The 22,607-nt window shown below is 39.2% G+C and carries 21 protein-coding genes; 6 read left to right on the top strand and 15 right to left on the bottom strand.

Annotated features, from left to right (window positions below; genetic code table 11):
- Window positions 1-62: 62 nt before the first annotated feature.
- Window positions 63-926, bottom strand: a complete 864-nt coding sequence (locus E3D81_RS13200; protein ID WP_134777729.1) for a neutral zinc metallopeptidase — start codon at window positions 924-926, stop codon at window positions 63-65.
- Window positions 927-1,067: 141 nt separating this feature from the next.
- Here E3D81_RS13200 and E3D81_RS13195 point away from each other — a divergent pair, with 141 nt between their 5' ends.
- From E3D81_RS13195 to E3D81_RS13185, 3 genes are read left to right on the top strand one after another with little or no spacing between them, the layout of a single operon-like run.
- The gene (locus E3D81_RS13195; RefSeq protein ID WP_134777728.1) at window positions 1,068-1,643 is read left to right on the top strand and encodes a PhnA domain-containing protein; all 576 of its coding nucleotides are present in this window, start codon (window positions 1,068-1,070) and stop codon (window positions 1,641-1,643) included.
- Window positions 1,644-1,665: 22 nt separating this feature from the next.
- Window positions 1,666-2,394: a thioredoxin domain-containing protein gene (locus tag E3D81_RS13190; protein ID WP_134777727.1), complete on the top strand. Its 729-nt coding sequence runs from the start codon at window positions 1,666-1,668 to the stop codon at window positions 2,392-2,394.
- Between the two features lie 3 nt (window positions 2,395-2,397).
- Window positions 2,398-2,772 (top strand): DUF423 domain-containing protein, encoded by a 375-nt coding sequence (locus E3D81_RS13185; protein ID WP_134777726.1) that lies wholly within the window; start codon window positions 2,398-2,400, stop codon window positions 2,770-2,772.
- Window positions 2,773-2,923: 151 nt separating this feature from the next.
- Here the strand turns inward: E3D81_RS13185 and E3D81_RS13180 are convergent, their stop codons facing one another.
- From E3D81_RS13180 to E3D81_RS13160, 5 genes are all read right to left on the bottom strand, one after another.
- Window positions 2,924-3,643, bottom strand: a complete 720-nt coding sequence (locus tag E3D81_RS13180; protein ID WP_134777725.1) for a menaquinone biosynthetic enzyme MqnA/MqnD family protein — start codon at window positions 3,641-3,643, stop codon at window positions 2,924-2,926.
- A 1-nt stretch (window position 3,644) separates the two neighbouring features.
- Window positions 3,645-4,262 (bottom strand): histidine phosphatase family protein, encoded by a 618-nt coding sequence (locus E3D81_RS13175; protein WP_134777724.1) that lies wholly within the window; start codon window positions 4,260-4,262, stop codon window positions 3,645-3,647.
- 12 nt (window positions 4,263-4,274) lie between these two features.
- On the bottom strand, window positions 4,275-5,474 hold the full coding sequence (mqnE, locus tag E3D81_RS13170; RefSeq protein WP_134777723.1) for an aminofutalosine synthase MqnE: 1,200 nt from the start codon (window positions 5,472-5,474) through the stop codon (window positions 4,275-4,277).
- Between the two features lie 61 nt (window positions 5,475-5,535).
- The gene (locus tag E3D81_RS13165; RefSeq protein ID WP_134777722.1) at window positions 5,536-7,359 is read right to left on the bottom strand and encodes an ABC transporter ATP-binding protein; all 1,824 of its coding nucleotides are present in this window, start codon (window positions 7,357-7,359) and stop codon (window positions 5,536-5,538) included.
- Between the two features lie 121 nt (window positions 7,360-7,480).
- Entirely contained in the window at window positions 7,481-8,536 is a 1,056-nt protein-coding gene (locus tag E3D81_RS13160) for a substrate-binding domain-containing protein (protein WP_134777721.1), read from the bottom strand.
- A gap of 505 nt (window positions 8,537-9,041) precedes the next feature.
- On the opposite strand from E3D81_RS13160, the gene E3D81_RS13155 reads away from it, so the two are divergent.
- The 3 genes from E3D81_RS13155 to E3D81_RS13145 are packed head-to-tail and all read left to right on the top strand — an operon-like array spanning window position 9,042 to window position 11,556.
- Window positions 9,042-10,208 carry a pyridoxal phosphate-dependent aminotransferase gene (locus E3D81_RS13155; protein ID WP_134777720.1) on the top strand — a complete coding sequence of 389 codons (1,167 nt, stop codon included), beginning with the start codon at window positions 9,042-9,044 and terminating at the stop codon, window positions 10,206-10,208.
- A 3-nt stretch (window positions 10,209-10,211) separates the two neighbouring features.
- Complete coding sequence (locus tag E3D81_RS13150; RefSeq protein WP_134777719.1) at window positions 10,212-11,051, top strand: prephenate dehydrogenase; 840 nt, start codon at window positions 10,212-10,214, stop codon at window positions 11,049-11,051.
- A 4-nt stretch (window positions 11,052-11,055) separates the two neighbouring features.
- Entirely contained in the window at window positions 11,056-11,556 is a 501-nt protein-coding gene (locus E3D81_RS13145) for a GNAT family N-acetyltransferase (protein WP_134777718.1), read from the top strand.
- A gap of 53 nt (window positions 11,557-11,609) precedes the next feature.
- Here the strand turns inward: E3D81_RS13145 and E3D81_RS13140 are convergent, their stop codons facing one another.
- From E3D81_RS13140 to E3D81_RS13100, 9 genes are all read right to left on the bottom strand, one after another.
- Window positions 11,610-12,203 carry a hypothetical protein gene (locus E3D81_RS13140; RefSeq protein WP_134777717.1) on the bottom strand — a complete coding sequence of 198 codons (594 nt, stop codon included), beginning with the start codon at window positions 12,201-12,203 and terminating at the stop codon, window positions 11,610-11,612.
- A 59-nt stretch (window positions 12,204-12,262) separates the two neighbouring features.
- Window positions 12,263-12,781 carry a hypothetical protein gene (locus E3D81_RS13135; RefSeq protein WP_134777716.1) on the bottom strand — a complete coding sequence of 173 codons (519 nt, stop codon included), beginning with the start codon at window positions 12,779-12,781 and terminating at the stop codon, window positions 12,263-12,265.
- A gap of 16 nt (window positions 12,782-12,797) precedes the next feature.
- Complete coding sequence (locus E3D81_RS13130; protein WP_134777715.1) at window positions 12,798-15,893, bottom strand: efflux RND transporter permease subunit; 3,096 nt, start codon at window positions 15,891-15,893, stop codon at window positions 12,798-12,800.
- The gene (locus E3D81_RS13125) at window positions 15,893-16,993 is read right to left on the bottom strand and encodes an efflux RND transporter periplasmic adaptor subunit (RefSeq protein WP_134777714.1); all 1,101 of its coding nucleotides are present in this window, start codon (window positions 16,991-16,993) and stop codon (window positions 15,893-15,895) included. The genes E3D81_RS13130 and E3D81_RS13125 overlap by 1 nt, the downstream gene beginning before the upstream one ends.
- 3 nt (window positions 16,994-16,996) lie before the next feature.
- Complete coding sequence (locus tag E3D81_RS13120; RefSeq protein ID WP_134777713.1) at window positions 16,997-18,250, bottom strand: TolC family protein; 1,254 nt, start codon at window positions 18,248-18,250, stop codon at window positions 16,997-16,999.
- A 68-nt stretch (window positions 18,251-18,318) separates the two neighbouring features.
- Window positions 18,319-19,653, bottom strand: coding sequence for a sensor histidine kinase (locus E3D81_RS13115; protein WP_209023067.1), 1,335 nt, complete (start codon window positions 19,651-19,653; stop codon window positions 18,319-18,321).
- A complete protein-coding gene (locus tag E3D81_RS13110) occupies window positions 19,650-20,339 on the bottom strand; it encodes a response regulator transcription factor (protein WP_134777712.1) in 690 nt (229 codons plus the stop codon). The genes E3D81_RS13115 and E3D81_RS13110 overlap by 4 nt, the downstream gene beginning before the upstream one ends.
- A 150-nt stretch (window positions 20,340-20,489) precedes the next feature.
- Window positions 20,490-22,049, bottom strand: a complete 1,560-nt coding sequence (gene rny / locus E3D81_RS13105; protein WP_099365603.1) for a ribonuclease Y — start codon at window positions 22,047-22,049, stop codon at window positions 20,490-20,492.
- 260 nt (window positions 22,050-22,309) lie between these two features.
- Window positions 22,310-22,600 carry a cell division protein ZapA gene (locus E3D81_RS13100; RefSeq protein ID WP_099365602.1) on the bottom strand — a complete coding sequence of 97 codons (291 nt, stop codon included), beginning with the start codon at window positions 22,598-22,600 and terminating at the stop codon, window positions 22,310-22,312.
- Window positions 22,601-22,607: the final 7 nt, after the last annotated feature.

Below are 22,607 nucleotides of genomic sequence, written 5' to 3'. Positions count from 1 at the left end.
TTTGCTGTGTGACCAACCAGCTTTATTCTTATTAGCTGATGGGTCTAATCTGCCTAATTGGATTACTGTAAACTTGGATCATTAAAGGTATTACCCGCATTTAAGTCACCAGATTCATATCCCTTTTTGAACCAATATGCACGTTGCTCTGATGTTCCGTGAGTAAAAGATTCCGGATTTGAACGTCCAGTACTTTGCTCTTGGATATGGTCATCCCCAACTGCAGCGGCTGCACGCATCCCTTCCATGATATCATCAGCAGTTAATTTCACATCACTCAATTGAGTTGCATAATGCGCCCATACACCTGCATAAAAATCTGCTTGAAGCTCTGTCATCACCGATATTTTATTGTACTCACGTTCGCTCATCTGCGCACGCATCGCATTGGTTTTATTCAAAACTCCAAAAACATTTTGGATATGGTGACCGATCTCATGCGCAATCACATAAGCAAGGGCAAATTCGCCTTTAGCGCCAAAACGATTGGATAATTCCCTGTTGAAACTCAAATCGAGATAGATCGTTTGGTCTCCAGGACAGTAAAAAGGTCCGAAAGCCTTTTGTCCATAGCCACAACCTCCTGTTTCTATGCCTTCACGGTAGATGGCCATTTTTGCTATTGGATATGTTTTTCCATTCTCTTGGAATAATCTTCCCCATACATCTTCTGTACTGGTCAAAACAACATCTGAAAATTCGATTAAACGATCTTCTTCCGGAGTAGATTCTACCGGACCTTGTTGAGTTGCCGGTCCAGCTTGATTTTGAACCTGATTTAAGATCTCTGAAGGATCCCCTCCCATCAGGAAACCGATAATCAGAACAATAACTCCACCAATTCCCCCTAAAGTAAGTTTTTGTCCTCCGGACATTCCTCTACGATCTTCAACATTACCGCTGCGGCGGCCGCCTTGCCATTTCATAAGTATATTTCTTTTTTTAAGTTATAATGATTCCTCATACACAAATTCTTTGCCACAAGTTTAGAATCCTTCAATTTTAATGATTCCAAAAGGCTCGTTTAATTTGCTTATCTTTGGGATAATTAAATATCCTATTTTTATATGTTAATAGACGAATTAAAAAGCAGAAGTGAAAATACATGTGAACTATGTGGTTCATCGGAAAACCTAGAAATCTATGAAGTTCCGCCTACTTCTACTCCTAATTTAGATAACAGCATTTTATGCTGTTCTGTTTGCAAGGCTCAAATCGAAAAAACAGAACAAATTCAACCCGATCATTGGAAAGTATTGGGCGACAGTATGTGGTCTCCAAATCTTCCCGTACAAATCGTGGCTTGGCGAATGTTGAGCAGATTACGCAATGAGGCTTGGGCATCTGATTATTTAGATATCCTTTATCTAGATGATGAAGCATTAGCTTGGGCTAAAAAGACAGGCGATCATGAAGCGGATGCTACCGTTGAATTTCATCAAGATTCAAACGGAACTAGGCTATTTGAAGGTGATACCGTGGTATTGATCAAAACATTGGATGTTAAGGGCTCCAGTATTTCTGCCAAATTAGGAACTGTGGTAAAAAATATTCGACTTGTTCATGACAATACCGAGCAGATTGAAGGCAAGGTTGAAGGGCAAACCATCGTTATATTAACAAAGTATTTGCGGAAAGGATAATTTCCGCTTAAAAATCAGCGAAATGAGAAAGTTATGTGTGATGCTGGGGTTAATTTTTGCGACTTTTCAGTTGCAAGCGCAGACCAAAATAGGCTCAGCAGAAATTGAGAAGGTAAAGAATAAGAAAAACATCCAATTATTGGATGTTAGAACCAGCAAAGAGTTTCAGGATGGTCATATCCAAAACGCCAAAAACCTGGATTGGAACAACAAAGAAGAATTCAAGAAAGCAGTTTCAAAATTGGACAAATCCAAACCGGTTTATGTGTATTGCCTAGGTGGAGGAAGAAGCAAGCAAGCATCTGCTTATCTAGCAGATATGGGCTTCCAGGTTTATGATTACAGTGGTGGCATGATGGATTGGAGAAGTTCCAATAAGGCGGAGATCAAAGAGAATAAAGATGGAAGTACTAAGGATTCTAAATCGGGGAAAGGGTTGACGGAAGAGCAGTTTAACCATTTGGTTAATTCCCAAGATGTAGTTTTGGTTAATTATTCAGCAGTTTGGTGCGGCCCATGCCAGGAATTGAAGCCTACCATCCTTAAAATCCAAAATCGGGAGGCAAAAAAGGTAAAAGTTGTTCGTTTGGATGCTGATGAAAACAAAAATCTAATAAAACAGAAAAAGATTTCCGAGATTCCGAAATTAAGCCTTTATAAGAATGGAAAGGAAGTTTGGAGCCATACTGGAATTATTTCTGAAGCGGAACTAATGAAACAAATCAATAAAGCAGCCAATAAAAAATCTTAATACGTGAAAGAATTAGCATTAATATCGGGAGCCCTTTTAGGCATTCTCTCTATTGTTTTGGGAGCATTTGGTGCTCATGCCTTGAAAAAAGTACTTTCGGAGGAAAGGTTAAGTTCGTTTGAGGTTGGGGTAAGGTATCAGATGTATGCTGCTTTAACCTTACTTATAGTAGGCTATAATTTCAAATTTGAAGAAAGTTATGAAAATTGGGCGGTGTATGGTTTGTTGTTCGGATGCATCTTATTCTCAGGAAGTATTTATTTATTGAGTTTTAAGGATAAATGGAAAGCTAATTTGAGGGTTTTAGGTCCGGTGACACCTCTTGGTGGATTATTGATGATCGTAGGCTGGGTAGTGATTTTAATATCCTTTTTGTAGAGACTGTCATCCTTAGCATAGGCTTTAACATTTTGAGCACAGGGATTGTCATCCTGAGCATAGTCGAAGGATCTGTAAGTCCGTATGAAAGTATAAATTTGAAAAGAATAAATCTAAAAGCGGTAAACAAACAGATCCTCCGACGATACTACTATAACTCCTTATACCATTTCAAGTACAAATCAATTGCCTTTCTTTTTTCCTCTGTCAAATGATAATCTAGGCTCTCGTTCAGGTAATATTCGTAATCAAAACCAGGTATTTCAGGCAATCCTGGAATCACATCTGAAGGTCTCGAAACCCCATCTTTTAAAGCTTCATTGAATTTCCTCAAGAACTCATCCGGAAGCTTTTTATTTGCAACCCATGCTGCAAAAGCAAAAGGAAGACCAGTTAGTTCCTTCCAATAATGACCCAGATCATACACATAAGGAACAGTGGCTTTTTTTCCAAAAGTTCGGTCGCCAATCAATACATACGCATCAGCCTCGCCTTCCGAAACGATTTCCACGTCCCTCTTCCAATAACGCTTCAAAAGAATCTGAGCCAAACCATTGGATGTACGAGATTGCTTATCCAATAGTAAGGTATCAACCTCTTCTATGGGCTTATTTGAAAATATAAAAACAGAATCCACATAATCCTTGCTGCCGATGCAATAATCTCCAACCAGGTAATAGGTGTCCATTTTGCTAATAGCCGCTATGGGAATGATTCCCATATCTGCTTCATCTTCTAACACTTTTCTAGCACATTCGCTAGGATAATCCAACATCAGATCAATTTCTTCGATCACTTCTGAGTCCATAATTCCCTGCAGAAAAGGCAGTGTATTGGTATAAGAAACTGCAGAAACTTTAATTTTCTCCATCTTATAATGCTGATAAATGGGATGTATTATAATAATCAATAATGTTGAATTGATTATTCTGATATTCTAAAATGTAAAGTGCGGTATTGGTATGAGGAAAATCATCCATCTGGCAAACAGGAACTTCCGTCAAATGGCATAGCATAATCCGCAGGGCTCTTCCATGCATACAAACCAAGACGTTTTCTTCATCTTCTTGAGCCAACATGTATTCTACAGCTTCCCTTTGTCTTTCCACCAAAGTGTTTGGGGATTCTCCTTGGTCAATCGCTAAATCAAGATCATTATTCCGCCAAGAGTTCACCACCTTTTCAAAACCGGTCATGATCTCTGGAGTCTGCTCCTGCCCTTCGTAAATTCCCCAGCTGATCTCATCCAATCCAACAAGTTCTTCCGATGGAATGCCATGTGCTAAAAATGACTCTACGGTCTGATGGGTCCGCAGTAAGGTAGAAACGTAAATCTTATCAAAGGGCACATGTTTATAAGCTTCGTAGAAAGCCTGTGCTTGTTTTATTCCATTATCATTCAGTGGACTATTCACCCCTCTTCCCTGCACAATGCCTTTTAGGTTAAGGTCGGTTTGTCCATGACGGATAAAATAAAATGTTTTCTTCAATTTTTTCCCTTTCTATGAATTAACTACAGGTAAGGCGTAATATTGTTTTTTTGGATTTTCATCTTCAAAGACAACATCCTTGTAGTCTGTAACCACATGGTATAAGGTATCCCTTTCGATCGGATGACGTCCCACGTTTTTGATCAACTCAACCAGTTCCTTGGTAGACATAGCCGGATTCTGCTCTTCAGCTCCTGCCATGCTATAGATCTTGGTGGTATCATCCAAGGTCCCATCGATATCATCAACCCCAAAACTCAAGGACATCTGAGCAGTATTTCTTGAAATCATCGCCCAATACGCCTTGATATGCGGGAAATTATCCATATAGATCCTAGCGATGGCGTAATTCCTTAAATCTTCAATAACGGAAACTTCAGGCACATCCGACATCTGATTATCCTTATTTCGGAATTTCAAAGGAATGAAGGTCTGGAATCCACCCGTTTTGTCCTGCAATTGACGGAGGCGTTCCATATGATCAACACGATGCCAAAACTCTTCAATATGACCATAAAGCATGGTCGCATTGGTATTCATACCTAACTTGTGCGCCTGCTCATGGATATCCAACCATTGCTCGGCTGTACATTTATCATGAGCAATCTTTTCTCTTACCTCAGGATGAAATATTTCCGCCCCGCCACCTGGCATGGAATCCAACCCACATGACTGCAGGTATTTCATACCCTCATAATGGCTTAATTTCGCCTTTTTGAAGATATAGTAATATTCTACCGGTGTTAATCCTTTGATATGTAAGTCTGGACGATGTTCCTTGCAACGCTTAAAGAATTCGGCATAGAATTCCAGATTTTGTTTCGGAACTACCCCACCAGTGATATGCACTTCAGTAACAGGTTCATTGTCATATTTCTTCACAATGTCCATCATCCCGTCTACATCCATTTCCCAACCATCATCACGGTTCTTAATCATCCTGGAATAAGAACAGAATTTACAATCATAAACACATATATTGGTAGGTTCGATATGAAAGTTACGGTTGAAATAGGTGATATCGCCATGCTTTTTCTCGCGGATATAATTGGCCAAAACGCCTAAATATCCCAATTCAGCATGTTCGTATAAATAGACGGCTTCATCAAAGGTAATTCGCTCTTCATTGAGCACCTTCTGAGCAATCTGTTTTAGTTCGTGTGATATGTTCTTATCGTTTAATAAAAACGCTAATTTCTGTGTTGTTTCCATGACGCTCTCCTAATATACAAAGTTATGAAAACTAGCCATAAATGGCTAATCCCTTAAGCACTTATCCCTCAGCGAATTGCTGCATATCGATCAATCGCTTGTATAGACCATTCTTCCCAATGAGCTCCATATGTGACCCAACCTCCACGATTCGACCTTCTTCCAACACCACAATTTTGTCCGCATTCTGAATCGTACTTAAACGATGGGCAATCACTACCGTGGTTCTATTTTCCATCAGTTTATAAAGAGATTCTTGGACCAGACGTTCAGATTCGGTATCCAAAGCAGATGTAGCCTCATCCAACAACATAATTGGAGGATTTTTAAGTACTGCCCTCGCGATACAGATTCTTTGGCGTTGCCCACCTGATAATTTCGAGCCCCGGTCTCCAATATTCGTGAGGTAACCCAATTCTGTACCCATAATAAAATCATGGGCATTAGCTATTTTGGCTGCTTGAATCACTTGCTCCTTGGTTGCCGATTCATTAGCAAATGCGATGTTGTTAAAGATTGTGTCGTTAAAAAGAATGGACTCCTGGTTGACAACCCCAATCAATTGCCGTAAGGAATCCTGATCCAAATCTCGTAGATCCTGACCATCAATCTTTACAGAACCTGAGGTGGGATCCATGAACCTTGGAATCAAATCCACCAAAGTCGACTTACCCCCACCGGATGGTCCTACAAGAGCTAAGGTTTGACCCTTATGGATATCAAGATTAATATCTTTTAGAACTTGGTTCTCTTCATAGGCAAAGCCAACCTGTTCAAATTTTATACTATTTTCAAAAGAATGAATCACTTTTGCATCAGGTTTATCGGCAACTTGGTTCTTCTCATCGATCAACTGCAACACCCGTTCTCCAGCGGCAATACCGTTGTGGATGTTGGTAAAAGCATCCGTCAATGCTTTTGCTGGACGCATGATCTGTGAAAAAATCCCTATATAGGTAATAAACCCAGCAGCTGAAAGATCGCCTTGTCCGGTCAGAACCAAACTACCGCCATATAAAAGAATAATAGCAACCATACAAACACCAAGTAGTTCAGATACAGGCGAGCCCATTTGTTGTCTTCTGACCATCCTTCTGTTCACCTTGGCATAGTTATCATTCTCATTATTGAATTTATTTTTGATGTATCCCGCAGCATTAAATGATTTGATGATCTTAATACCTGAAAGGGATTCTTCCAAGTAAGTGATCATATTCGCATAGGTACGCTGACCTTCTTGCGCTTGCTGTTTTAGCGTTTTAACAATCCTAGAGATGAAAAATGCGGAAACCGGAATAACCAATAAAGAAAACAAGGTCAATTTCACCGAAAGCATAAATAAGGCAACCAAGTAAGCGATCAATTGAAGGGGCTCCTTGAACACTACTTGAAGAGTTCCGGTTACCGAAAACTGCACAACCTGCACATCGGAGGCCACTTTAGAGATGATATCACCCTTCCTTTGGTTGGTAAAATAACCCAAGTGTAAGTTCATGACATTATCGAAAACCGACTTTCGAAGGTTCAATAAGGTATGAATCCGTAGATTCTCCATGATCCTTTGGGAAAGGTACCTAAATAGATTACTGATGAAAACAGATATTACGATGACCACACAGGTATATTTCAAAGCTCCATATGCTCCATAATTGATATACAAGTAATTCGCATAGTAGTTAAAATAGTCCAATAAGTTTAATCCCTTCGGCATGACCATAGCCTCCGGTACGGTATCTTGAGAATTAAAAAGGATTTGCAGCAATGGCGCCAATAGAGCAAGGTTTAAGGTACTGAACACCACCATTATCAAAGTACATATGATATATGGGATGGCATATTTCTCTATTGGTTTGGCAAACGAAAGTAGTCTAAAATATGTTTTCATTTAAAAAACTAAGATTACAAATGTACTAATTTTTGCAACCTTACTTGATTTTACCATCCTTTCGTTCAAAAATGTTGCATTCTACTGTCAAATAAAATAAAGACTAGCTGGACAAAAGACATTAATATTCATAATACATGTAGTTTTCTTTGGTCAGAATATCAATAGGCATATATTGCACATTATTAACTTTTCGCTTGGCAATAAAATGCTCATATAAAGCTACAAATGCCCGATATCCTTGTTCGATAGGTTTTTGGCAAATCAGAAAATCGATATGACCTGATTTTAAGTATTCAATATTCTGAATGGTATAATTGTACCCCACCAGCTTTACATTCTTCAATTTATGCTTACGGATATATTCAGCTACTAAATGAACCCGTCCATTCGTAACAAAAATCAATCGCACATCCCTTTTCTTTAATAATTTATCCAACTCATAATTCAGGATTTCCGCATTATCAGATTCTAGGCTGATATTGGTGATATTAATCTTTTTAAAGGTTTCCAGCATGAAATCCTTAAACCCCTCATATCGCTTTTCCAGGTGTTCTGCAGAATCTACATTTTTGGCAATGTTCAAAACCAGGACATTATCCTTTTCCTCTAATAGATATTGGCAAATATTACCCACTACCCTACCTGATTGATAAAGATCAGCACCAATATAGCTTAATGCTCGAGCAGCAGGGATATTAGTTTCGATAAAAACATACTGTACTCTATTTTCTAAACATTTGATAGCGAAATCCATAGATTCCTTTAAAAAGATGGGGGCAAGAATGATTCCATCTACGGGTTGTTCAAAGATCACATCGTACATTTCCACAAAATTCTTACGATTCTCTTTATCAAATAAATAATAGCTCAATTCCACCCCAAACTCGCCAAATTCAGAATATGCAGATTCAATTCCTGTGATCGGAGCCTTCCAATAACCAGCTTTATTATGGTCATTCGGAATCAGGATACCAAACTTGTACACCCTTTTGGAGGCCAATCGCTTTGCCAGGATATTGGGCTTATAATCCATCTCTTTAATAATATTCAAAATCTTCTCTTTCGTTTTCTGAGCTACACCCAAACGGTTATGTAATACTCTATCCACCGTCGCAATCGACACATCGGCGCGTCGAGCAATTTCTTTTACTCCTGACAGTTCTGTAATCTTCATATAATCCTTTAGAATTGAAATGTTTTTAATTATAAAGCTAATTTAATAATTAAAATTGTTTATCAATAGTACACTTATTAATTTAACACTTACATTACGGTTAATAGAAATTAAATTTTCCGTTTTTCGTGTTTTTCCATCTATTATAAGTTATTGATTATTTCTCAATAATCACATTGATTAGAATGAAAATTCAGCTATTCCTAGGTGAAAATGGCCAAATAAGCGTGATTAGAATAGTTTAAATACCATTTTAGGGTATATGACAGCAATTCAAACCTTAAATTTATTGCAATGAAAATTCAAAGGATAAGAGTAAAATTTGGTCAAAAACAACCAATAATTTATTGATTTTTTACTATTAGTAAATTTTAACCTCAAAACACCTCAATGTAATATTTAAGATTCTCGAAAATTCCATTTATAGCATCGGAAGATTATATTCTTTAAGAATATTGAAGTAAACACGGGAACTTTTTATAATTTTAACGCCAAATAAGGAATAATGGAAATTGAAGTAGCAAAACGACTTCAACTTACGGAAGAATATTACTTTTCGAAGAAGTTGAGAGAGATCGATGAAATGAACAAGAACGGTGCCCAGGTCATCAACCTAGGTATCGGAAGTCCGGACCTACCTCCACATCCAGAAGTGATCAAAACCCTTCAGGAGCAGGCCGCATTACCAAACACACATGGCTATCAAAGTTACAAAGGCATCCCCGTCCTAAGACAAGCCATGACTGATTGGTATCGTCGATATTATCAAGTTGAGCTAAATCCAAATACCGAAATCCTACCGTTGATCGGATCTAAAGAAGGGATTGTCCATATCTGTATGACCTATCTTCAAGAAGGTGATAAGGCATTGATCCCCAATCCTGGTTACCCTGCGTATGCCAGTGCAGTACGTATTTCCGGAGCAACCATCGAACCTTACCAACTATCCGCTGATAATTATTGGCTGCCTGATCTGGAAGAATTGGAACAATCGGATCTGCAAGATGTAAAACTGATGTGGATCAATTACCCACACATGCCAACAGGAACCTTAGCAAACAGCATTTTTTTCGAAAGAATCATTGCTTTTGGTAAAAAGCACAACATCCTGATCTGCCATGATAATCCTTACAGTTTCATCCTTAATGAACATCCACAGAGTATCATGGCGGTGGAAGGCGCGATGGAAACAGCCATCGAGCTCAATTCCTTGAGCAAATCCTCTAATATGGCCGGATGGCGAATCGGTATGTTGATCGCCAATGAACAGCGCATTGGAGAAATCCTGCGTTTCAAGAGCAATATGGATTCAGGAACGTTCTATCCATTACAGATGGCCGCTGCAAAAGCCCTGAGCCTAGATAAATCTTGGTACACCCAACTTAACGAAGAATATAAGCTGCGAAGGGTTAAAGTATTCGAACTAATGGATTTATTGAATTGCAAATACGACCCAAATCAGGTAGGTTTGTTTGTTTGGGCGAAAATACCAGCAACTTATCAGGATTCTTATCAATTGGCGGATGAAATCCTTTATAAAGCCCATGTTTTTATAACACCTGGAGGCATCTTCGGATCTGCCGGAGAACAATATATCCGTATCAGCTTATGTGCACAAACAGCTGTTTACGAATTGGCAATTAATAGAATAAAAGAATCTTTAGGATTATAAATAATGAATATAGCAATTGTCGGAGTTGGTCTAATTGGAGGTTCCATAGGCATCCGACTAAAAGAAACCCAGTTTTGTGAAAACCTCATCGGGGTAGATAAAAGCGAAACCAATCAGAAAAAAGCATTACAATTAGGGCTGGTGGATGAATTCCGATCGTTGGAAGATGCATTAGCTAATTGTAAAGTCATCATATTGACCATTCCTGTGGATGCCATCATGGTGCTCCTCCCCCAGATTTTGGATAAGGTGACGGATCAGGTTATCATTGATATGGGCTCCACGAAGACCAATATCCTGAATCTGATCAGTGATCATCCGAACCGCGGTCGTTATGTAGCAGCACACCCAATGGCTGGAACGGAATATTCCGGTCCAGAAGCGGCCATTCCAAATCTGTTCAAGGATAAAATGATGGTCTATGTGGAGGCTTTTAAATCGGATGAGGATGCCTTTGAATTGGCAGACAGCATTACGGAACAGTTGGAGATGAAAACATCCTTCATGACGGCCGATGAGCATGATATGCATACGGCCTATGTATCCCATATCTCCCATTTGACTTCCTTTGCTTTAGCCTTGACTGTCCTAGAAAAAGAAAAATCCCAAGGAAGAATCTTTGAATTGGCAGGTTCAGGTTTTCAATCCACCGTACGTTTGGCCAAATCTTCTCCCGATATGTGGACTCCCATTTTTAAACAGAACCGCAGCAATGTGCTGGAGGTACTGGAGGAGCACATCAAACAACTGCAGCATATCTATGATAAAATTGAAAGCGAGGATTATGATGCTGTGCATAAATGGATCAAGAAATCAAATAAAATCAAACGCATAATCAAATAGTTTTATGTTGGAAAGAAAGACTTTAAGCAATGATTTAGTCAAATTGATCCCGCTGATCAAAGAAGATTTCGAATGGCTATACGCAGCAGCATCTGACCCCGAAATTTGGGAACAACATCCTGATAATATGCGCTATACCCCTCTTGGGTTCACGAAATACTTTCAAAAGCTTCTACAGAATGATATTGCCTATCTCATTGTGGATAATGAGACAGAACGTGTTATAGGCGGAACTTCCTTTTACGATTATAACGCGGACCAAAAATCGGTTGCCATCGGTTATACGTTCTTAGCGAAAAACTATTGGGGTGGTAAATACAACCAATCCATTAAACAATTGATGTTGAATTTTGCTTTTGAATCATTAGATGAAGTATTTTTCCATGTCAGAAAAGGAAATCTCCGATCTCAAAAAGCCTTGGAAAAAATCAATGCCCAATTTATCAAGGAATATCCTGCACCAGATCATTCAGGAATACAACTGGAATATTCCATAAAAAAATAAAAAAAGGGGCAATGACTAAAACATTGCCCCTTTTTTATATCCTTCGAATTTAATTATCCGTTGCTCCTTTCCATCAACACCATCAACATCAAACTGAGCACAAATCGTTCCTCATCCACCTCTTTATCCGTAATTTTCACGACTGAGAATTTTCTACCGAAAAAAGAAGGTTCCTTACGGATCTCAAACATGGGTTCATCCAGATCATTCCGTAAGATATAGGAAGGATTGAAAATATATCCGGATAACATGCCGATTATTGGCAGCTCACCGAAAAGCCCGTCCCAGAACTTAGTCCAAGGATTTTTTTCTTTAATGGTATGATCATGTACATCTTCTGCATCCATCAGGTTGAAGGTGGACCTCCATAAGGATCTAATCGTTTTACGTCTGGCTTTTCCCACCACTTTACCTTCTGCATTCTTGATGGTAAATGACTGTTGAAAATCAATTAATTTATTGGAGATAAGCTCATAAACCAATTCCGATTTGGATTCATCGCGATAAACCATGATATGGTCACGCCAAGAGAAAATCTTCTCCCTTACGTAGAAAATAGTTCTACCTTCGGCATCTTTTGCCACAAAATCATTGGCAAAACTGGTTACTTTAAATTGAAAATGTAAAGGATATTTTAGATCTTTCATAAATAAGTATAAGATCTAAAAGTAATAATTTTTTAAAAAGGATTTATAGAAGCTACGTATTAATATTTCCACTTCAAACGGTCAAATACTTTAGACCATAACCAGATCGGACCAATTGTTAAAAGTTGGACAAAATTACCTTTACCACTCTTTTTTGAAACAAGGAATAAGCCTATCAAACCAATCAAAGCAAGGATACTACATACCAAAACCACTGTCGGTCCACCATCTCTTTCCACATATTCCAATTGTACAATGAAGAAACTCATGATACCAATGCAGAACAAAACAGCATAAGATAAGGTTGGCGCCAATTTCAGGTAGCAATAGATGACAATGGCAATGAAAAATGATCCCCAGTTCAAGAAGGTATGGGCATTCATTTTAACCAAAAAAGCAAGTTGCGGAAATGGAATCATCCAGATCAACCCCATAATCCCGAAAAATGACAAGGTTAAAAACAAGGCTATGAAACCTAAATTGGATGTACCATATGCCTGATCCAGTTCATAAAAATGCTTTTCAACCGGTCTTGAAAATTTAGGTTTTTGCAAAGTCTTTTTATCCTTTTTGTTCATAGCGCAAAGGTAAGGATTATTGCCTGTTTTTGCTATCCTTATAGGCATAATAAAACAATACCGGTAGTACTGCAAAGGACAACAGCAAACAGATCAACAGCCCACCTACGATCATAATAGCAAGTGGCTTCTGGATTTCAGACCCCATTCCCGTAGACATGGCAGCAGGTAATAGACCTACAGCACCCATTAATGCAATCATCACAATGGAACGGATCCTACTTTTTACCCCTTCTTGAATCGCCTCCATCAGCTTCATTTTCTTCATGTTTTCGCGCATTACCGCAATCAGTATAATACCGTTGATGGTATTCACACCGAACAGGATGATGAGCCCAATACCAGCCGAAATACCAAAAACAGTCCCCGTTGCCCATAAGGATAGAAAACCACCAATAAAAGCAAATGGAATAGTGATTGCAGCGATAATGGTATCTTTCATGTTGCCGAAATTACTGTACAACAGCAGTAAGATCAAGGCCAATGAAATCGGAATAACCGTCATCAATTGTTTCGTTGCACGTTCTTTACTCTCAAATTCCCCTGCCCATTCCATATAATTCTCCTTGGGCAGCTTCACCTCTTTATCAACCAATGCCCTGGCTTCCTCGATCGTACTTCCCAAATCTCTCCCCGCAATACTGAATCCAACGCCTATGTACCGGCTATTCCCTTCTCTATAGATAAAAGCAGGACCAGTAACATAGCCAATGGTAGCCAATTCCTGCAAAGGAACACTTTTCCCACTACTTGTAGGAATCAGGATATTGCCAATTTTTTGCGGCGTATCCCGATATTCCTTGCTGAAACGCAATACCACATCAAACTGCCTATCCTTTTCATAAAATTTGGTCACCGCCTGACCTCCGATGGTCATGGAAACCACTGCTTGCACATCTGAAGTAAACACACCGTATTTGGCCATTTTAGAATCATGCAATTGTATCCTCAATTCCGGAAGACCAATATTTTTGTAAACATTGATATCCGTGACGCCTCGAACCTTGCCGATCTGCTCCGCCACCTGCGTAGCATAATCCTCCAAACGATAGAGGTCATCTCCAAAAATCTTGATCACCAATGAACTCTTCACTCCTGCAACATATTCCTCCACATTATCCCGTATCGGCTGACTAAATCCGAAGGTAATACCTGGATATACATTCAACAGATCCCGTAGTTCCTGAATAATATCTTCTTTTGAAACGTTACGGGTCCAATCTTTCGGCTCCTTAAGCTGCACATTGAATTCAATATTGAAGAATCCCGTAGGATCAGTTCCATCATTTGGACGTCCGGTCTGGGTTAAAATAAAATCTATTTCCTTACAACTTTCCTGCATCAAAATTTTCATCTCTTTGGTCAGCTTGCTGGATTCATCTAAGCTCACGCTGTTTGGCAAGGTAGCTCGAATATAGATGGCACCTTCGTTCAGCTGAGGAAGGAATTCCGAACCGTAGTTCAGAAATTTCAGTCCACACAAGGTCAGCAATCCTAAAAATAAACTAAGTGTCCATCTTTTGTATTTCATGGACATGCGGTATAAGCCATAAATAGTCCGGTTGAAAAATCGACTGATAAAATTCTCCCGCTCCTTCATCCCTTTAGTAAACAACAATTTACACATGGCCGGCACATAGGTCAGACTGAGTATCAAAGAACCCAATAAGGCATAGCCTAAGGTAAATGCCAAAGGGGTAAACATTTTTCCTTCCACCTTTTGGAAAGAGAAAATTGGCAATAAAGCAACAATAAGAATGAGCAGAGCAAAGAAAATATAGGATGCCACACTTCCAGCGCTTTTTTTGATTATCCCCATTTTGCTCATTTTGGCGAAACGTTCTGGCCCAACCCGATGGGACATGGTAGCCAATGCCACAAAAACAGTTTCCACAATGACTAATGTTCCTTCCAATAATAAGCCGAAGTCCAGGGATCCCATAGAAATTAAGTTAGCAGGCAGGCCCTGGATCTTCAGCATTATAATTGCAAAAAGAAATGACAATGGAATAACTGATGCCACAATGACCGTGGACCTCCAATTATACAAAAAGATAAAAACGATCAAAGACACCAATAGAACGCCTTCTACGATATTCTTTGATACGGTTTTTACCGTATTATTGACTAAAACAGTTCGATCAACAATGGTTTCGATCTGAACGTTCGAAGGTAATGTACGGCTATTAAGTTCCTCAATCTTGGTCTTTAGATGTTGAATAACTTCCGAAGGGTTTTCACCACGCAACATCACGACGATACCTTCTACCACATCATCTTGTTCATTGAAACCCACCTTTCCCAGGCGAGGTTTACCCGAAACAACAACTTCTGCCACATTCTTGATCAGTACCGGGGTTGAACCGTTCAATTTCACTGTGATGTTGCCAATATCCTCCATCTTATCCAATAGACCAACACCACGCACCACGTAGGCTTGATCCCCTTGCTGAATCACATCCCCACCAACATTGATATTGGATTTGGAGACTGCTTCATACACATCCAATGGAGTCAAATCGAACGATTTCAATTCCGTGGGATTGATTTTAATCTCATAGATCTTTTCTTCACCTCCAAAACTGATCACATTGGCCACTCCAGGCACAGCTAACAATTCCCTTTCGATCACCCAATCCTGAATCGCCGTAACCTCCTTTAACGGAAGATCACTTTTGATCATATAACGGAATATTTCCCCGGTTGCACCCGAAGGGGGCTCAATCTCCACTTCGGTCCCTTCCGGAAGGTTGACCCCCGAAATCTTATTGGAAACATATTGTTGGGCATAGAAATCATCCACCCCATCTTCAAACTGCACAGTAACCACCGAAAGACCAAAAAGACTGATGGATCGAATAGTTGATTTCTTAGGGATGCTGTTCATTTCCTTGGAAATTGGCAGGGTCACCAATTTCTCCATCTCTTCGGCACTTCTCCCCGGCCATTGGGTGATGATTCTTGCCCTGGTATTCGTTACGTCTGGAAAGGCCTCAATGGCTGTATGCCTTAAGGCATAGATCCCGACGAACAATAATGCCATTGTCGCAAATAAAATAAAAGTGGTATTCCGCAACGAAAACGTCACGATATGTTGCACAAACTTCTTCATTATGGCCTATTGTTTATTTCTTCAAATATCAAAAGAGCATTGCTACTGACCACTTTGGAGCCTTCCGCCAATTTTTCTTTGATATAACTAAAATCTTCATTGCTATAGACCACCTCCACTTGTTTTGCTTCTATATGGCAATCATCATGGTACAATAAAATATAATTGGTATTGTTATTAAACAGCACAGCCTTGTTAGGTATGGCATAGGCCTTTTCTCCCGGAATTTGTTTATCAATGATAATATCTGCACTCAAACCAGGTTTAAGGTTTAACTTGGGATTATCCAATACCACCCTGGCTTTCATTACATGTTCATCATCATCGAATACATTGAAAATCTTATCGATCTTCCCATGATAGATCTGATCGGGATAAGCAATACTCTTGACCTTAACCCTATCGCCGACTTGAATATGCCGCAGGTTACTGGCGAAAACATTCACCATTACCCAAACCTGATTTAGATTGGATATGGAAAATAAAGCCTCTGACTCTGCATGAATGGATTGTCCAACATTAATATTTTTCTGGATAACATAACCTGTCCTTGGTGCCAATAATTGGAATGAACCTTCGCCTGCAGCCTTGAACATAGCCAAAGATTGATCGATCCTATCTAATTCTATCCGAGCGGCATCATAGGCATGCTCCAATTCCAGCAGTTCCGGTTTGGCCAACAATCCATCAGCCAATAATTGCTTTTTATTAGCTATTTGGTCACGCAAAAGCGATAGTTGACTTTTTTGATATTTCCGTTGTTGGACCAAAGACTGAATTTCCGTCGATTTTATTTCCGCCAAAACCTGGCCTTTAACAACACGGTCTCCCATTTCAAATTTAACGGCACTTACCAGACCTGATAACAGACTTTTGAATACCACCAAATCGTTTTCATTATATTCGATCTTGCCTGGCAAACTAATCTGTTCAATGAGATTTTCTTCAGCAACAGCCTGGATGAGAGTTTTTTCTTTTAATGCCTCATTTAAACAATAGTGCTGTTCAATAGGTGCTGCTGTCTGTTTTTCCTCATGCCCACTTTGGCAACCAAAAATCAGTAGAACGCCAAAAGTGGATAGTATGTTTAATGCTCTCATATATTAATGTCCTGTGCCCATTAAGAAATCTAATTCTTCCAATAAAACCATGTATTCTTCCTCCCAGTCCAAAAGGTCAATCTGGGACTGCCTATAGGATTGGGTAAAATCTAAATATTCCAATAAAGTAATCTGTTGATTCTTCAGCTGATTGCTAAACTTCCTTAATAAGTCTGTAACTGAAGTTTTCGCAGGTTGCCCCATTCCTCCTAGAACTTGCTTTAGGTTGGCAATTCTCTGTAATATGGACTGGATCTGATGTTCCAATGTCACCCCTTCTGCTTCATACATTCTCTGCGAACTTTGTAGGGCATGTCTGGCACCCTGTATATTTCCTGTATTCCTATTGAATATGGGAATATCCATTTTCAATCCAATCCCTACAAAATTCTGCATAACATTCCCACCTCTTTCATAATTAAGCAGGAAATTCAGGTCAGGAACCCTATTGGATTTTGCTAATGCCAGTTCATTTTCCTGAATGGAGATATCCGACTTTTTCAGTCTTAAAGAAAGATTATGTTCTTTAGCTAGGCTAAGGATCTCTTCATTTGACTTTAGGAATATTGAAGGCAGTTCCTCCGAAAAATAAACATCTTCTGATTGCAGATTGGGGATTTGTGTCAATACAGCGATTTGATGAAAATAAGCGATCTCCTCCTCCTTCAAGGCTAAAGCTTCTTTTTGTAAACCGATCAATTCACTATTGATGCGGTAAAAAGAAGCGACAGGGATCAACTGTTTTTCAGATTGCTTCGCATAGATCTGCTTTAATTCCGTATATGCAGCAATACTTTCTGCTAAGATGGTCGATTGTTTCTTGGTATAGAAAAGCTGTTTGTAATTTTTCCGCAACTCCGATCTGAGACTTAACAGCAATGCTTCAAATTCCAGTTCTTGATTCAGCTTTTCACTTTCCCTCATTTTTACGCGCTTTCTTCTTTTTGAGGCGGTTTCGATCAATTGCTCCAATTCAAGGGCAAATTGTTGGTTTCTGCCGAAATTACCGATCAATAAAGGTTGCTTTTCAAAAGTAGAATTGGTCCATAGATTAACATTGTCTATAGTAAGTGATGGATTGCTCCAGAGTCGCTCTTGTATGATGGCAGCCTCTGCCCTATCAATTTCATGCCTTTCGGCCAATAATAATAGATTGTTTTCCAGAAATGCTTTTTCCAATGCCTCCAGGGTATAGGTCTGTGCCCAGAGGCTTTGAAAACAGCAGTAGAAAAGAGAAATTAAAAATACTTTCTTCACCTTTTTTTGTTTTCTGCAAACTTATCGCTTACAGATTAAGGCGATTTTGGGTTTAAATTAGAAATCCATTAGAATTTTAGAAATACCTGTGTACCAATTCGGTTACTCCAAATCTGCATCTGTATGTGATGTAAAGAAAATATAATATTAGCCATGGAAAGTCCAATGCCCTTACCGTTATAGGTTTTGGTGTTGGATGCCCGAAAAAAGTTCTGCTTTACCTGTTCAAGATCAGCCTGAGGTATCCCTATGCCCTGATCGATGATCCAGATCTGTAGTCTTCCCTCATCCTCCCGAAACATCACCTGAATAGGTTTATTATCCGAATACTTGATGGCGTTTTCCAGGAGGTTGTTGATGGCGAGGGCGAGTAATTTGTCATTGCCTTCCCATTGTAATACGTTAGGATCCTGCACATGCATTTCTACCGTTATCTTTGCTTTATGGTAAAGAATGGCATTCTCTATAACCTGCCAAACGATTTCATCCATCCGGACCTGCTTAAATTCAAAGCTCGTTTTAGCACCTGATAAGAGCATCATGTGTTCCAAGGTTTCTTGTAGGTCATTGGTCAACATTTTCAATTGATGGATGGCTTCGGCATATTCTTCCGTTGAACGATCACGTTGATTGGTCACTTCCAGGGTTCCTAAAATAGCCGTGATCGGAGTACGTAATTCATGCGATACATAATCTATAAAATTCTTCTGTACATTGAAGGTTTGAGCAATGCGATCTACAAAATGGTTATAGGTATCCACTAGATCATTGATTTCTGAATAGGATTTCTCCAATTTAATGGGCTGATCAAAATTCTTGGTATCCCTTTCCTTGATCTGATTAATAATATTGATGATAGGCTGGTAGGCAATATGCCCTAAATACCTGGAAAAAAAGAAAATGATGACCAATCCAAGCAGAAATGCGATTAAAAGGATCCGTAGTAAAGAATGCATCTGTTCATTGAATTCCGTTTTGGCTTTTCTGGCCAATACCACAAAATCACCTTCGTTATCGTGGTAATAGATTGCATGATAAAAATAAGATTCCGTATTGAAATCCCCTTTCCCATTGGATTTAACCTGATCCAAGAACCAAGGCTGTATATCGGTAAGCGAGACCATATCTCCAGCTGATTTAATGTTCAGGCTATCAAACACGGCGATATCCTTTCTTGAAATCGTCCTTTGCATCTGGCGCTGAATATTTTCATGTTCTAGTATACTCAATTCATCCTGCTCTAAATAATAGATAGCGGCCAATAAGGTTTTATTTTCCAACGAATGCTCCTCCATTTTTTCCATCTGAAAATAGTAGGCAAAATAGACCGATACCGAGAGTAACAAGGAAACAATTGAAAATATACTGATGGAATAAAGAGATAATCTATGTTTCAGTTTCATAGCTCATATTTGAACATATACCCAACGCCTTTTACGGTATAAATGAATTTCTGCGAACCAATTTCAATCTTATTACGTAGATAGGAAATATATACGTCCACCACATTGGTATGATTGTCAAACGTTATTCCCCAGACTGCATTCAATATCTGCATCCTGGCAACTGTTTTATTCCTATTCTCAACCAGATAGATCAACAGTTTATATTCTTTAGGTGAAAGATCGATCTGTTTGCCTTGCAGGTTGACTTGGTATTGTTCTGTATCGATGCTGAGACTACCGAATTCGAGAATAGGATTTTTAACCTTCTCATGGTATTGGGTCTGCCTTCTTCTGCTCAAGGCATTAATCCGTGACAAAAGCTCATCAAAGTGAAAAGGTTTAGTCAGGTAATCATCAGCACCATAATCCAGTGAGGCCACTTTGTCCTGGACCGTATTGAGCGCACTCAACATCAAAACAGGCGTATAATTATCCTTATATCGTAAGGTCTGAACAAATTGAATTCCATCCATTCCCGGCAGCATCACATCTAAAATGATAATGTCCAAGGGTAGATCCAGGTAATTACCATTGATCACATCTTCCGCGCTTTTACATAAAGAAACCATATACCTACATTCTTCCAAGCCCTTAATCAGGAAAGAACTTATCCGATGGTCATCTTCCACCAACAATATATGCATAAACTAATATTTTCTGTAAAATTAGAAATATTAATACATAATTTAAAAAAAGAACTTATATTCTAATCAAACTTTAATGTTGAATCAAAATAAATTAAACAAAAAAAGGCTTATCGATTGATAAGCCCTTTTAAGATATTTTTGAATTAATTATTTCGCGTAGGAAACCGAACGTGTTTCACGAATTACTGTTACTTTAATCTGTCCTGGATAGGTCATTTCTGTTTGGATGCGGTTCGAAAGATCAGCCGCCAAAATCTCTGCTTGGGCATCGGATACTTTCTCACTTTCCACTACAACACGTAATTCACGACCAGCCTGGATAGCAAAGGTCTTTTCAACTCCAGGATAAGATAAAGCTAAATCTTCCAATTCCTTCAATCGTTTGATATAGCTTTCCACTACTTCACGTCGTGCACCTGGGCGAGCACCGGAAATAGCATCACATGCCTGTACGATTGGAGAGATCATCGATGTCATTTCGATTTCATCGTGGTGCGCTCCGATGGCGTTACATACATCTGGATGCTCCTTATATTTCTCTGCCAACTGCATACCTAAAATCGCGTGAGGCAATTCTGGATTATCATCGGGCACTTTACCAATATCATGTAATAGACCAGCACGTTTTGCATGTTTCACATTCAATCCAAGCTCTGACGCCATGGTTGCCGCAAAGTTTGCCACCTCACGGGAGTGCTGCAATAGGTTCTGTCCGTAAGAAGATCTATAACGCATTCTTCCTACCATACGGATCAACTCCGGGTGCAGACCATGAATACCTAAATCGATTACTGTACGCTCACCAATCTCCACAATTTCATCTTCGATTTGTGTTCTGGTTTTTGCAACCACCTCTTCGATACGAGCTGGGTGGATACGACCATCCGTAACCAAACGGTGTAAGGATAATCTTGCAATCTCACGACGTACAGGATCAAATCCGGAAAGGATAATCGCCTCAGGCGTATCATCAACGATGATCTCCACACCTGTTGCTGCTTCTAGTGCACGGATGTTTCTTCCCTCACGGCCAATGATACGACCTTTGATCTCATCGTTTTCAATATTGAAGATCGATACTGTATTTTCGATTGCTGCTTCGGTTGCTGTCCGTTGGATGGTTTGGATAACCACTTTTTTAGCTTCTTTAGACGCTGTTAATTTCGCCTCATCCACAATATCCTTGATCTGAATGATCGCTTGGGACCTTGCTTCTTCTCTTAGGGAAGTAACCAATTGCTCTTTGGCTTCATCCGCAGAAAGACCTGCAATGGTTTCCAATTGCTTGATGTGTTGACCTTTCAATAGTTCAACCTCTTCCTTTTTCTTTTCGTTCAGCTCGACCAATTGATCTAGCTTCTTAGCTTTACCGTCCAGATCCTGTTTCTCGCGATTCAGGTTCTCCAATTTCTGGTTCAGGGATTGTTCCTTCTGACGGATGGTATTCTCTTTTTGAGCAACAGTATTATTACGTTGACTTACTTCTTTTTCATGCTCAGCTTTCAATTGAAGGAATTTCTCCTTAGCTTCCAATTGACGCTGTTTCTTGACATGCTCTGCCTGCTGTTCTGCATCCTTAATAATCTGTGCAGCCTTTTCCTGCGCCGATTGTTCCTGTTTCTTGAACAACATCTGTAATAGATATCGTCCAATAAAAACACCCACAACCAGTGCAATTATTATTGATATAGTAGTTGATATCTCCATTTTTATTGATTTATATGTTAATGTAATAGCAATTATTTTCCAAAAAAAAACCGCAATTAAATTAATCAGGTACCATGTATTATTAAACTTCGATTACACATGATTTGAGCGTATGATCATGACCTAGATGGCTTTCGCAAAATGGCCTACATCTTTGTAATTGCTCGTGATATTGAAGCGTTAAGTTTAAAATAGTGACAACCCGAATTTAATTGCGGCAAATTCGTCGTTAGAAGCTCTAATGTATAAGAACGCAAACGTTATTTCTTAAAGAAATCTGTCAATAGGTTATCCAATTCGTGAATGCTGCGTTCCAAACCAACATCTTGGCTCGTAGCGCTCTTTTCAGCTTTGATCATCCCTGTAGCATACTGGAGTACACACATGGACAAAAGATCTTGCTTATCACGAACTGCATAATTATCCTGCAGTTCCTTTATTTTTTCGTTTATTAATTTCGCTGCATGACGAATAACCTCTTCCTCTTCCGTGTCAACACGTAAAGGGTATACTCGATCAGCGATATTTATTTTTATGGAAATTTCTCCCATGTTTTTT

The sequence above is a fragment of the Sphingobacterium sp. CZ-2 genome (assembly GCF_004526235.1).
GTDB classification, from domain to species: domain Bacteria; phylum Bacteroidota; class Bacteroidia; order Sphingobacteriales; family Sphingobacteriaceae; genus Sphingobacterium; species Sphingobacterium tenebrionis.
This window is presented reverse-complemented; position numbering and strand designations above follow the sequence as displayed.